At 39.5% G+C, this 13,618-nt stretch carries 13 protein-coding genes; 8 read left to right on the forward strand and 5 right to left on the reverse strand.

From position 1 onward, the window contains the following. Nucleotides 1-2: 2 nt before the first annotated feature. The 4 genes from ACFSR8_RS08415 to lpdA all read right to left on the reverse strand — a co-directional run bounded on the left by ACFSR8_RS08415 (nt 3) and on the right by lpdA (nt 6,409). A complete protein-coding gene (locus ACFSR8_RS08415; protein ID WP_380290978.1) occupies nt 3-2,381 on the reverse strand; it encodes a TonB-dependent receptor in 2,379 nt (792 codons plus the stop codon). Between the two features lie 77 nt (nt 2,382-2,458). Further along, nucleotides 2,459-3,451, reverse strand: a complete 993-nt coding sequence (locus tag ACFSR8_RS08420) for a hypothetical protein (protein WP_380290980.1) — start codon at nt 3,449-3,451, stop codon at nt 2,459-2,461. Between the two features lie 97 nt (nt 3,452-3,548). Beyond that, a complete protein-coding gene (locus tag ACFSR8_RS08425) occupies nt 3,549-4,808 on the reverse strand; it encodes a vWA domain-containing protein (protein WP_380290982.1) in 1,260 nt (419 codons plus the stop codon). Between the two features lie 200 nt (nt 4,809-5,008). Next, nucleotides 5,009-6,409 carry a dihydrolipoyl dehydrogenase gene (lpdA, locus tag ACFSR8_RS08430; protein WP_380290984.1) on the reverse strand — a complete coding sequence of 467 codons (1,401 nt, stop codon included), beginning with the start codon at nt 6,407-6,409 and terminating at the stop codon, nt 5,009-5,011. Nucleotides 6,410-6,545: 136 nt separating this feature from the next. Between lpdA and ACFSR8_RS08435 the strand changes: the two genes are divergently transcribed. The 4 genes from ACFSR8_RS08435 to ACFSR8_RS08450 all read left to right on the forward strand — a co-directional run bounded on the left by ACFSR8_RS08435 (nt 6,546) and on the right by ACFSR8_RS08450 (nt 8,613). Further along, complete coding sequence (locus ACFSR8_RS08435) at nt 6,546-6,752, forward strand: dodecin (protein ID WP_186563937.1); 207 nt, start codon at nt 6,546-6,548, stop codon at nt 6,750-6,752. Nucleotides 6,753-6,789: 37 nt separating this feature from the next. Then, on the forward strand, nt 6,790-7,248 hold the full coding sequence (smpB, locus tag ACFSR8_RS08440) for an SsrA-binding protein SmpB (RefSeq protein WP_380290987.1): 459 nt from the start codon (nt 6,790-6,792) through the stop codon (nt 7,246-7,248). A gap of 251 nt (nt 7,249-7,499) precedes the next feature. Continuing rightward, entirely contained in the window at nt 7,500-8,057 is a 558-nt protein-coding gene (locus tag ACFSR8_RS08445) for a hypothetical protein (RefSeq protein ID WP_380290989.1), read from the forward strand. A gap of 7 nt (nt 8,058-8,064) precedes the next feature. Further along, nucleotides 8,065-8,613 carry a pyridoxamine 5'-phosphate oxidase family protein gene (locus ACFSR8_RS08450; protein ID WP_380290991.1) on the forward strand — a complete coding sequence of 183 codons (549 nt, stop codon included), beginning with the start codon at nt 8,065-8,067 and terminating at the stop codon, nt 8,611-8,613. Nucleotides 8,614-8,664: 51 nt separating this feature from the next. On the opposite strand, the gene ACFSR8_RS08455 is transcribed toward ACFSR8_RS08450, so the two are convergent. Beyond that, complete coding sequence (locus ACFSR8_RS08455; RefSeq protein WP_380290993.1) at nt 8,665-9,309, reverse strand: protein-L-isoaspartate(D-aspartate) O-methyltransferase; 645 nt, start codon at nt 9,307-9,309, stop codon at nt 8,665-8,667. A gap of 345 nt (nt 9,310-9,654) precedes the next feature. Here ACFSR8_RS08455 and ACFSR8_RS08460 point away from each other — a divergent pair, with 345 nt between their 5' ends. The 4 genes from ACFSR8_RS08460 to ACFSR8_RS08475 all read left to right on the forward strand — a co-directional run bounded on the left by ACFSR8_RS08460 (nt 9,655) and on the right by ACFSR8_RS08475 (nt 13,569). Continuing rightward, on the forward strand, nt 9,655-10,614 hold the full coding sequence (locus tag ACFSR8_RS08460; protein WP_380290995.1) for a Gfo/Idh/MocA family protein: 960 nt from the start codon (nt 9,655-9,657) through the stop codon (nt 10,612-10,614). A 104-nt stretch (nt 10,615-10,718) separates the two neighbouring features. After that, nucleotides 10,719-11,615, forward strand: a complete 897-nt coding sequence (locus ACFSR8_RS08465; protein WP_380290997.1) for a 3-hydroxyacyl-CoA dehydrogenase family protein — start codon at nt 10,719-10,721, stop codon at nt 11,613-11,615. Between the two features lie 38 nt (nt 11,616-11,653). Next, entirely contained in the window at nt 11,654-12,892 is a 1,239-nt protein-coding gene (locus ACFSR8_RS08470) for a DUF1015 domain-containing protein (RefSeq protein ID WP_380290999.1), read from the forward strand. A gap of 8 nt (nt 12,893-12,900) precedes the next feature. Then, complete coding sequence (locus ACFSR8_RS08475) at nt 12,901-13,569, forward strand: YggS family pyridoxal phosphate-dependent enzyme (RefSeq protein WP_380291001.1); 669 nt, start codon at nt 12,901-12,903, stop codon at nt 13,567-13,569. Nucleotides 13,570-13,618 lie beyond the last annotated feature (49 nt).

The raw sequence follows: 13,618 nt of genomic DNA on the forward strand, positions 1-13,618 counted from the left end.
ACTTAAAACTTAAAATTATAGGATAGTGCAGGCACAATCCCAAAAATAGCTGTCCTTGTGGCTTCTTTGGCTCCCGTTTCCCTGTTTTGCCCAAAGGCAATGGAGGCTGCATTTTTGCGATTGTAAATATTATAAATACCGAATACCCACTCTCCTTTCCAACGCCTATCCGGCTTTCGGTTGGGCACCCAAGTCGCCGAAACATCAATACGATGGTAATTTGGAAGTCGACTGGAGTTTCTATCGGAAAAATTTGCAATGTTCAAGCCTTCATAGGTGTACTGCCCATCGGGATAAGTTACCGGCCTTCCGGTTTGATAAATTGCATTGGCTCCAAAAGTCCATTTATCATTCAACTTATAGCTTGCGGTGACGGACACATCATGGGTGCGGTCATGCGGTGCATAATACCAATTGCCGTTATTAATACCCGGGCCACCTGAGGCACCTCCCGGTGTACGCTGTTCTGCCTTAGAAATCGTGTAAGCCAGCCATCCCGTGAAATCCCCTTTATTCTTTCTCAGTAAAAACTCCAAACCGTAAGCCCTTAATTCGCCATTTAAAATTTCAGTTTCAATGGTATTCTGACCAATTAAATCTGAGCCATCTACATAATCGATACGATTGTCCACGGTTTTGTAGTAAGCTTCCACTTCCAAGGAATATGCTTCATCCTTAAAGTTTTTAAAATAGCCGAGAGAATACTGGTCAGACAATTGCGGTTTGATGAATTTACCACTGGGCGTCCAAACGTCCAATGGGGTCACCGAAAGCGTATTGGACAATAAATGAATATACTGCGCCGTGTGGCTGTAGCCCGCCTTTATGGAGGTATTATCATTTAATTGGTAAGAAACTGCCAATCGGGGCTCCAAATTACCGTAGGTTTTGATAGTTTCATCCTTATCGTAAACCCGTTCTCCCAAGATATTACCTTCTTCATAGATGCCCAAAGTAGGATTATAGACCACAGCCAGGCCATTTTGATACTCATTTAAAGGTTGACCTCCTCTTCTGATGAAATAGCTGTAGCGTAATCCATAAGCTGCCGTCAATTTATCGCTGATTTTATGCTCTGCACTAATGTATAATCCGTTTTCAAATGCCCTTTTTTGATCTAGCAACAATGGGTTAATCGGCGAAGTATCGGATGTGGGATTGATTTCACCTGGATTGAAATCATACAAAATGGCATTCAGTCCAAAATCTATCTGCAATTTTTCATTTTTGAAATAACTCAAATCATATTTGATGTTATAGTTTTCTATTTCAGAAATCCAATCAAATTCAAAGGATTTAAAATCCAAGAGATAATCATATTTGCTATAAATTAGGGATAAATTTGAAAACAAACGGTCGTTAAAAACGTGGTTCCATCTTAAGTTGCCCGAGGCATTTCCGTAACCACTATCGAAATTTGTGCCGAAATTGAAGTCGTCCCTGCCGAAGTAACCCGACAAATACAACTTGTTATTCCCATCTATATTATAATTGGTTTTCAGATTTAAGTCATAAAATTTGGCGCTGTTCTCCAAATCCGAAGCCTCCAAAAACAAGTGGGCATATGAGCCCCGTCCAGCCACCAAAAATGAACCCTTTTGGTTGAATAAAGGCCCTTCGGCAGACAATCGGCTTGAAATGAGCCCCAGTCCTCCGTTCAGTTCAAATCTCTTGCTGTTACCATCCTTTTGGCGCACATCCAACACCGAAGACACCCGTCCTCCAAACCTCGCTGGGATTCCTCCACGATACAACTTGATATCTTTGATAGCATCGGTATTAAAAACCGAGAACAATCCAAACAAATGAGACGTGTTGTAGATAATAGCTTCATCGAGCAACACCAAATTTTGATCGGCTGCCCCTCCGCGCACATTAAACCCCGTTGAGGCCTCGGCAACGCTAGTAACCCCCGGTAACAATTGAATGGATTTGATAATATCCGTTTCGCCCAATACCACCGGCATCTTTTCAATGGTGCCCATTTTTAGCTTGGTAACACTCATTTGCGGACTTTTGATATTTAGTCTGTCCGATTCCTCGGCAATCACTACAACCTCATCCAACTCTGTAGAAGCTTCGGCTATTTCAAAGTCTATTTTTTGATTAGAATTTAGGTTCACCTGTTTTACAGAAGTGGAGTATCCCACATATGACACCACCAACTTATAGTCGCCTTCATCAGCGGTAATAGAATAAAATCCGTATTCATTGGTAATAGCTCCAACAGTAGTGCCTTCAAAAAACACTGAAGCCCCAAAAACTGTTTCCCCGTTAGACGCGTCGGTAACCGTACCGCTAATTGTAAATTTTTCCTGAGCGGAAACAAAAATAGATGTGCATAATAATGTTAGAAAACACAATAGTTTTGGGCAATTCATAAACCAAGTTTCAGAACTGCAAAAATAATGAATTTAGATTGCTTTGTTTAAACAAAATGTTAAATTATTAAACAATTCTAACTCAACAAGTTATACCTAATTAGAACCCCCCCATCTTTTGTCCATTGTATCCACCCTTTACCAACAGTATCAAAACCATCGTTAATTAGCTCAACATGCATCCAGTTTCTGGTTATCCTAACCGGCTTCATAAAACTATGCGGTATGGACACTTTTCCAGCATGTTCCAAGGGCTTTACATAAACAGTCTGTGTTTGGGGATTTCTAAATTCCACGCTATGCACACCCAGCAAAAACTCGGGCCAATAGGCAATCTTGCCTTGATATTTATCAACAAAAGACGTTTTGTTGGTGACGTTGTTTACACGAACTTCAACAAAATCCTGAGAAACCGATTTCACCTTAAAATACAGCATATCGTAATCTAACTTAAGATGATCGGGCACTAACCACGGCGGGGCAGTAGCAATTTCAAAACCGCCGTATTCCCTTTTTTTAAAGGTGATGCTGTCAATAGGTGCATGTTCCAATCTGGATTTTTGAAAATTAGGGTTGCCGTAGAAATACAAAGCTTTACTTTCTGAAATATTTGGAGCAAACATACCCAAACCTGCATCTTTTTTATCTTGTTCAGACCCATTAACCAACATCGCCATAGGTTTCGATTTTACATTAGAATCCACAGGTGAGGTTGGTGTCGTGGGCTTTGGTTTTCTTTTTTCGAATTGCTCCCGTTCCAATTCCTTCGCCTTTTGTTTTTCTTTATATTTTAAATGGGCATTTACCCAAAATCCTAAAATGCAAATCCCCAAAACAATATTGCCCCAAAAAATAAGTTTTCTTTTGGATTTATAAACGATTAATATCGCCAAAACCAGACCGATTAGCCCAGCAACCACACCATAACTCAACACAATAGCCCCACCGGCCAAACCTTGATTTTTCCCAGCTTCTACCATCCCGGCATAGTACAGCCCGATAAAAAATGAGAAAATGCTCATCAAAAAGTAAAACAGAATACTATAGCCTTTAAATACGTGATGTGCCATGATTAAAAGTTTATGATTTCAGTTATGGTTTCCCTAGCCTTCACTTCAATGGTAAAGGTTATATTATGCCCTTTATGTTTTCCCAGAGTAGTCATTTTTAATTTTCAGAAGTGTAAGTCCTACTACTTGCTACATTCTTATTAGAAGTTTTTTCTATGACCTTTACCACGGCATCCACAAGTTCACCACCACTTTTTGCACCAATCATTGCTATTCCCGATTCGAAATTGTGCACCACATCAATGGTTTTGCCCGGCTCAACTTTAACATTTTCGATGATATATTTGGTTTCGAGACCTTTGATCTGCAACGCTTGAACCTCAATATTATATACATCAGCATTTACTTCCAAAACCCTTGCTTTTCCATAAGTCCTACTTCCTGTAACAAACGCACCATCTTGGACATATACCCTACAGGTGCTGTCCCAGCCTTCACCATTGTTAGTCGTAGTAACGCTAACTTTCCCACCGTCAAAACTTATGGTTTGATGCCCCATTTCACCTTCTTTACTTTCTACATTGATGGTAGTCCCTTTAATTTTTGAGTTTTCCAATGGACGGGCATTTAATGTATATTTTCCAGGAGGTAAATACAAAAATGCCGTATCACGATACGTTCTTACCGCATCAATTTCTTTTTCAGTACCTGCCTCAATAGCCTTAACCCAAGCATCCACCGGCTCACCATTTTTAGTGGCGTATACTGAAAAATTCCCTTCGGGGTCATCCACGGTTTCTGATGTGGCTTCAATCAGCACATCTCCCAAACCATTGGCGTTATTGGCATCATAATAATTTCCGTCGCCGGCAGTGGCAGCGCACTTTAGCTGTTCCTTTTCGCCTTCTTTCAGTCCAAATCCGACAATATGCAATTTGAAATCGATACCCTCTAATTTGGCCTTAGAAACGATATCGCAAATATCGCCATCACAGGATTCAATCCCATCGGTTATCAAAATGATAGTGGCCTTGGTTTTGGATTTCCTAAGGGAATTTATGGCCATGTTTGCAGAGCGCGCCAAAAGCGTTTTCCCTAGAGCATTAAGGCCTTTTACGGTACTTGTCACCTTTTCTTTTGAATTGTTGGACAAATCCACTAAATATTCAATATCGTTACAATCGCCTTTTCGGTTATGGCCATACACCAATAAACCTATATTTTGATTTTCTGGCAAATTGTTAACGGTGGTAGTCAATACCTCAGAAGCAATCTGTTTTTTAGTGCTATTCTGAAGCTGACCCCACATAGAGCCACTGGCATCATAAATAAAAAGAATGGGGGACAACTCTTTTTGTTGGGCGTTAATTTGAAAAGAAATGCACAAGGCAATGAGGAATAAGAATAGTTTTTTCATGAGGAAAGGATTAATAATTAGGATAATAGCTTATTCACCTCTAAAGATACTAAAGAAAACCTTGCATAAAAAAGCGAACCAAATTAACCTTTGATTCGCTTTTAATATTCTTTTAAGTCCATTTATATCCCGCCGATAATGGCGGGATTTAGTTCAGCCATCAAAACCTAATGCGCTTCGCTTTTAGGTTTTGGGTTTCACTAAATATGCAATGCCCTATCGTCAGTAGCCGCCAATGCCGCCTCTTTTATAGCCTCCGTAAATGTTGGGTGTGCATGCGACATTCTTGAAATATCCTCAGCCGAAGCACGATACTCCATCGCCACTACAGCCTCGGCAATCATATCGGCAGCTCTAGCTCCAATCATATGTACGCCCAAAATTTCATCTGTAGTTTTATCCGCTAGGATTTTCACAAAACCGTCAATATCCATACTTGCTCTAGCTCTACCTAAAGCTCTCATTGGGAACTGTCCCGATTTATAATCCACTCCTGCTTCTTTTAACTCCTCTTCAGTTTTACCAACAGCAGCTACTTCTGGCCAAGTATATACTACACCTGGTATTAAATTATAGTCGATATGCGGTTTCTGCCCTGCCATGGTTTCGGCAACAAACACGCCTTCTTCCTCGGCTTTGTGAGCCAACATCGCTCCTTTTACCACATCTCCAATCGCATAAATATTTGAGGCTGAAGTTTGCAAATGGCCATTCACTTCTACCCTGCCTCTGTCATCCAATTTTACGCCAGCTGCTTCTGCATTTAAGCCATCAGTGTATGGGCGACGACCAACGGATACCAAACAATAATCACCTTTAAATCCTACTTCCTCACCTTTTTTATTGTCGGCCTTTACAATGACCTCATCGCCTTTTCTTTCCACAGATTTTACTTTATGTGATACCTGCATCGAGAATTTTGCCTTTTTAAATACCTTGTTCAATTCCTTGGATAATCCACCATCCATTGTTGGGATAATGCGATCCATGTATTCGATAACAGTTACTTCAGAACCCAGTCTTCTATAGACCTGGCCTAATTCTAAACCGATAACTCCCCCACCGATAATAATCAAATGCTTGGGAATCTCTTTCAATTTTAAGGCTTCAGTTGAAGTAATAATACGTTCTTTGTCAATTTCAATGAACGGTAAAGTTGAAGGTTTACTTCCTGTGGCAATTATGGTCTTTTTAGCTTCAATTTCAACAGTTTCTTCTCCAGAAACTGTAATATGGGTATCATCCTTAAAACTTCCCATGCCATGAAACACTTCGATATTATTCTTCTTCATTAAGAAATCGATACCTCCGGTAGTCTGGTCAACAACAGCCTGTTTCCGGGCAATCATTTTTTCAAGATTTACCTTTACATCTCCAGGAATTTCAATGCCATGCTCCTCAAAATGTTTTATGGCATCTTCATAATGATGAGACGAATCCAAAAGCGCCTTACTTGGAATACAGCCTACATTCAAACAGGTGCCCCCAAGCGTATTATATTTTTCGATAATTGCGGTTTTCATGCCCAGTTGTGCACAGCGAATGGCTGCAACATATCCTCCAGGACCAGAACCAATAACGGCTACGTCAAATGACTTCATAAAATTGATTTGTTTTTGGAAACGATTTAAATCACTTCCGGTTTCTAAAAAGCAGATACAAAAATACAAATTTGATTTTCCCAAATCCTATTTTTCGTATCTTTTAAAGTTATAAATCAACTAAAATATTAGAATCATGGAAGATCACATTTACAAAAAAATCGAAATCGTCGGCACATCAGCAGTTTCAAGTGATGACGCCGTACAAAATGCCATTGCAAAAGCCTCAAAAACAATTGATAACCTCCGTTGGTTTGAAGTTATAGAATCTCGGGGTAATATAAAAAACGGAAAAGTAGAGCATTGGCAAGTCACCGTCAAACTCGGATTTACGATGAAATAAAAATTCAAACTTCATAATTTTATGTAGTTTTGCCGTCATGCAAAAATCGGTAAACATACAAAACAGAAAAGCCCGTTTCCAATACGAGATATTGGACAAATACACGGCTGGCATTGTGTTGACCGGTACCGAAATAAAATCCATCCGCAGTGGCAAGGCTTCCATTGCCGAGAGTTTTTGTGAGTTTAATGACCGCATGGAATTGTTTGTGGTAAACATGACCATTGAGGAATATGCTTTTGGCACCCATTACAACCACAAGCCCAAGGCCACAAGAAAACTATTGCTCAATAAAAAGGAGCTTAAAAAATTACAGAAGGAGGTCCAAAATACAGGGCTGACCATTATTCCATTGCGCTTATTTATCAACGATAAGGGCTTTGCAAAATTGGACATTGCCCTTGCCAGAGGTAAAAAACTCTACGATAAACGCGAAACCATCAAAGACCGCGATAATAAAAGGAACTTAGATCGGATTAAGAAAATCTACAAATAATATCAAATTCCAAAAGACAAAACCCGAACTTTAACTGAGTGCAGCTGTCATTCCTGCGAAAGCAGGAATCCACTAGGAATGGCTGTGGTGGATTCCGCATCAAGTGCGGAATGACAAATCAGAGTAAGAAGTTCTCTATACATCCCAACGAAACCTGTTGGGACACTCGAACTGACATTTTGGAATAATTTAAGAGGATATTAACCGTTATAGGGTTTCGATTTAGTAATTTGCTACCATAAATTTTTATAATGAAAAAACTAGTCCTCCTACTTTGTTTGTGCGCATTCTCGCTACCTTCAACTTCACAGAATATTTTTCAAAAAAAGAAGGAAGTCGAAGAAAAATTTAAGATTGACAGCTCCAAAGTTAAAACGCTAGACAAAACGATAAAAGGCCTATACAAAGTAATTTCAGGTGAAAAAGATGCAGAGCGGAATTGGAAGCAATTTAAGTTTTTGTTTTACCCGGGTGCCAAATTGATTCCCACAGGAAAAAACAGCGAAGACATTTACAAAGCTAAATTTATGAGCCCCTCGGAGTATATCAAAAGCTCGGATAAGTGGCTAAAATTGAATGGCTTTATCGAGAAGGAAATCCACCGAAAGGTAAATGCTTATGGCAATATCGCACACGTATTTAGTACCTATGAGTGCTATCATAGCAAGGATGATGAAAAACCTTTTATGCGAGGCATTAACAGCATTCAATTATTGAATGATGGCAAACGCTGGTGGATTATGAATATTTATTGGTCTCAAGAAACGGAAGACAACCCTATTCCGAAGGCGTATTTACCCAGAAAATGATAAAGCTATGGCGAAATTTTTTGATGAAATTACCCCTGAATTAAAAGAGTTTATAGAGGCCCAAAAGATATTTTTTGTGGCCACGGCTGCGGCCGATGGCAGAATCAATCTATCACCAAAAGGCTTGGCCGACACCTTTAAAGTAATGGATAATAAAAGTGTGCTTTGGTTGAATTTAACTGGAAGTGGCAATGAAACAGCAGCGCACTTATTGGAAAACAATCGGATGACCGTAATGTTTTGCTCCTTTGAAGGCAAGCCATTGATTTTAAGATTATACGGAACCGCTAAAGTTTATCACGAACGTGATACTGAATTTCAAGAAAACAAACATCTATTTCCAAAAATTCCGGGAACGAGACAGATTGTAGATATGACTATCGACAGTGTGCAAACTTCCTGTGGCTATGCCGTTCCTTTTATGGATTTTAAGGAAGAACGCAAACAACTCAACTCTTGGGCAGAAAAACAAGGCAGGGAACGCATTGAAAATTATTGGAAGGAAAAGAATACGAAGAGCATTGATGGGCTGGAAACGAAGATTCTGGGAGATTAAAATACAAGTCATCCCGAACAGCTAACAGCTAACAGCTAACAGCTAACAAAACTAATTCCTATCCTCCAACAAAGGCACAAAACGAAACTCTCCAAACTCGTGCTTTTCAAATTCCTTTGGGCCTTTTCGGATAAATAGGGTCATCACCTGCACATCATCACCCACCGGAATAACCAAACGCCCGCCATCTTCTTTAAGCTGACTTAACAACGGTTTTGGTACAAAAGGTGCTCCGGCGGTCACAATAATGCTATCAAAAGGTGCTTCTTCGGGCAGTCCTTTATAACCGTCACCGAAAATGAGTTTTTTAGCCCGATAGCCTATTTTGGGCAAAAACTTGCTCGTTTTTTTAAACAATTCCTGCTGGCGTTCAATACTGTAAACCTTTGCACCCAATTTGCACAGTACGGCAGTTTGGTACCCACTTCCCGTACCAATTTCCAACACTTTATCCCCCGGCGAAACTTTTAACAGCTCCGTTTGAAAAGCCACGGTATAGGGTTGCGAAATGGTCTGGTCTGCAGCAATCGGAAAGGCTTTGTCCTGATAGGCATGATCCAAAAATCCAGAGTCCATAAACAAATGTCTTGGAATATCGCCAATGGCTTTTAGCACCTTTTCATCCGTTATACCTTTGGCGGCTATGGTGTTAACCAATTGTTGTCTTAGTCCTTGATGTTTAAAAGTATCTTTCACTAGTTTCGGGAGGTTATTTATGCCAAAAATAAAAGAATTTCTTCAAAAGAACTACCGAATTGAGCGCTTAAAAATGCAATACTTCAGTCCAAAATTTTTAAGGAAACGAAATTCTTTTAATCAGATTCCCGATGTTTCGGGAATGACAATTTCAACGGAAACCTCCACACTAATGTCGAGGAGTTCTTCTTTGAAATACTCAAACATTTTTAAGCTAAAAACAATTTTTTCGGAATTTAAATTTAGTATCTTTAAGCGATGAAATCATGGCGTATTTTTCTTGAATTTTCGTCGATTTTTACATTAATATTTTAATAATCATACCTTCGATTTAAATATAAAACTATGCTAAAAGCTGGTGTTTTAGGTGCAGGTCACCTTGGAAAAATTCATCTGAGACTGCTCAATCAATCTGAAAAATATGAATTGGTCGGGTTTTACGACCCGGATGCCTCCAATGCGAAAAAAGTAGCGGACGAATTCGGTTATAAACCTTTTGATTCTATTGAAGATTTAATAGATGCCGTGGATGTTGTGGATATTGTGACCCCCACCTTGTCGCACCACGAATGTGCTATAAAAGCCATCACCAAAGGAAAGCATATTTTCATTGAAAAGCCGATTACAAATACACTGGCCGAGGCCGAGGATATTAGAGCTTTGGTAGCCCTTCACAAGGTAAAAGGCCAAGTGGGCCATGTGGAGCGTTTTAACCCAGCCTTCATTGCCGTGAAAGATGATATCAAATCGCCCATGTTTATTGAGACGCATCGCTTGGCGGAATTTAATCCAAGGGGTACGGATGTACCGGTTGTTTTAGATTTGATGATTCACGATATCGATGTTATCCTGAGCGTGGTAAAATCAGAGGTGAAACATATTTCAGCAAGTGGCGTGGCAGTTATCAGCGATACGCCGGACATCGCCAATGCCCGTATCGAGTTTAAAAATGGATGTGTTGCCAATCTAACGGCCAGTAGAATATCTTTAAAGAAAATGCGTAAAGCACGATTTTTCCAAAAGGATGCCTATATCTCTGTGGATTTTCTGACCAAAAAATGCGAGGTAGTTAAAATGAAGGATGCCCCAGAAAATCCTGGGGATTTCGATATGATTCTACAAAATGCTGAAGGGGTAAGGAAGCAAATCTATTTTGATAATCCTAAAATACCCGACAACAATTCCATTTTGGACGAACTGGAAACCTTTGCGGATGCTATCAACAATGACAACACCCCAGTGGTGACCTTGCATGATGGTACGGAAGCCCTTCGTGTGGCCAATATGATTATTAATCAGTTTTAGGCCCCTCCCAGCCTCTCCAAAGGGGAGGAATTTTACTCTTGCCCTTTAAATGTTATGGATTAAATGCATTGGAACCATTACTTTGAGTAATTAAACATTAAAATATGAAAAACGTTGCCGTAATTGGAGCTGGAACCATGGGAAATGGTATTGCTCATACTTTTGCCCAAAACGGATTTAAAGTTCAATTAATAGATATCAATAAAGAGGCCCTAAAAAAAGGCTTGCAAACCATTGCAAACAATTTGGACCGCATGGTGGCCAAAGAAAAAATCACGGTTCAACAAAAGCAGGATACGCTGGATAATGTTGCACCTTTTACTAATATTGAAAAAGGAGTTGATAATGCTACCTTGGTGATTGAGGCGGCCACTGAAAACTTGGATTTAAAACTGAAGATTTTCAAGAAATTGGACGAGGCTTGTTCCGGAACAACAATTCTTGCAACCAATACGTCCTCTATTTCGATTACCCAAATTGCGTCGGTGACTTCAAAACCAGAACGCGTTATTGGCATGCATTTTATGAATCCAGTGCCGATTATGCCTCTAGTCGAAATCATCAATGGCTATAATACCAACAAAGAGGTAACGAAAACCATAATGGATTTGTCTAAAACCTTGGGTAAAGTTCCTGTTGAAGTGAACGATTATCCTGGATTTGTGGCCAATCGTATTTTAATGCCAATGCTTAACGAGTCCATTGAAACGCTTTATAACGGAGTTGCCGGCGTAGAAGAAATTGATAACGTTATGAAACTAGGCATGGCACACCCAATGGGGCCTTTGCAATTGGCTGATTTTATAGGTTTGGATGTCTGTTTGTCTATCTTGAATGTGATGTACGAGGGATTTAAAAACCCTAAATATGCGCCCTGTCCTCTTTTGGTAAATATGGTTCGTGCTGGTAAACTGGGAGTAAAATCAGGTGAAGGATTTTATGATTATTCGGAAAGCAAAAAGGCCCAGAAAGTGTCTAAACAATTTGCAGGAGGCAACTAGCAATTACAGCAAGCAGTCTCACTGAACACTGAACAACAATGGCAAAAATACTCCCCTTTAGAGCAGTACGCCCTACAAGAGACAAAGTAGGGTTGGTGGCCTCGCGCTCCTATCAAAGCTACACCCAGCCAGAGCTTGAAGCCCGATTGGATTATAACCCTTTTTCGTTTTTGCATGTCATCAATCCTGGTTACAGATACCAGCAAGACATTAAAGGCGTGGAACGCTATGCTTTGGTTAGAAACCGATATCTAGAGTTTAAGGAAGATGGCATCTTTATGCAGGACGACCAGCCGTGTTTTTATATTTATAAAATAGTCAATAGAAATGGCGACACATTTTGTGGTATTGTAGCTGGCGCGAGTGCCGAAGATTATAAAAACGATGTGATAAAAAAGCACGAAGACACCATCGCCTATCGGGAAGAAATTTTTAAAGATTATTTAAAAACGGTCGGATTTAACGCGGAACCTGTTTTGTTGACGTATCCAGATAATGCTGAAATCACCAAAATCATTACCGAGGTGGAGAAAGAGCGGGCAGAATTTGAATTCACCACACATTTTAGGGATACCCACTATATGTGGCTTTTGAATAGCACCAAGCATATAGAAACCATCATAGGAATATTTCAGGATATTGGTACCATTTATATTGCTGATGGCCATCACCGTTCAGCATCTTCAAACTTACTAGCTGAGCAACTTAAATCAGAAAACGAAGCGCATACGGGAAATGAAGCTTACAACAACTTTATGGTGTATTTGATTCCTGAAACAGAACTTAAAATTTATGAATTTAATCGTCTGGTAAAAGATTTGAATGGGTTTTCCAAAGAGCGTTTTTTAATTAAACTGGACGCCATGTTCCGTATTGAAAACCGAGGAGCCCAACTATACAAACCCAACAAAAAGCATCATTTCAGTATGTATTTGGATGGTGAGTTTTATTCGCTTTATCTTAGAAAAGGTAATTATAAAATCAATTCGTCCTTGGATGCCTTGGACACCCAAATTCTCTATAAAACGATTTTGGAACCGATTATAGGGATTTCGGATTTGCGCAACGACAAGCGAATATCCTACTCCCATGGGCAAAATGATTTGGTGACCATAAAACAAAAGATAGATAGTGGTGAATTTGCTGTGGGCTTCGGTTTAGTTCCGATAACAGTTTCAGAATTGAAGGCCATTGCCGATGAGGGCCTCACAATGCCACCTAAAAGCACCTATATTGAACCCAAATTGAGAAGTGGTGTCACTATTTATGAATTTTAAAAAAAGAAATGAGTATAAAAACAAATCTTGATAGCATATCTTCAAAACTTCCATCGCACGTTACTTTGGTAGCCGTTTCCAAAACTAAACCTGTCGAGACCATTATGGAAGCCTATGATGCTGGACATAAAATCTTTGGTGAAAATAAGGTGCAGGAAATGGTTGAAAAATACGAGCAAATGCCTAAAGATATTGATTGGCATATGATTGGACATTTGCAACGGAATAAAGTAAAATATATGGCCAGCTTTGTGCGTTTAATCCATGGCGTTGATAATTTTAAATTGTTGAAAGAAATCAATAAGCAGGCAAAAAAACACGATCGAGTAATTGATTGTTTGTTTCAAATCAAGATTGCAGAAGAGGATTCAAAATTTGGTATGTCAGCCAAGGATGCCAAAGCAATTATTGCTTCTGATGCGTTTTCAGAACTAGAAAACATAAGAATAACAGGCGTAATGGGCATGGCAACTTTTACGAATGATGAGACTCAAATCAAACAGGAATTCAATGTTTTAAAACAAACTTTTGAGGACCTAAAGCGGCTAGAAACCAGAAATTTCAAACCTGAAACCATTAGTATGGGTATGAGCGGGGATTACCAATTAGCCATTGCATGTGGTAGCACAATGATTCGGGTTGGAAGTAGTATATTTGGGGCGAGGAATTATCAGTAGGCAGTCGCAGTGTTCAGTTTACAGCTTAACACCTTAACAACAAACAGCT

The sequence above is a fragment of the Hyunsoonleella rubra genome, from assembly GCF_042684665.1.
In the GTDB taxonomy this organism is placed as follows: domain Bacteria; phylum Bacteroidota; class Bacteroidia; order Flavobacteriales; family Flavobacteriaceae; genus Jejuia; species Jejuia rubra.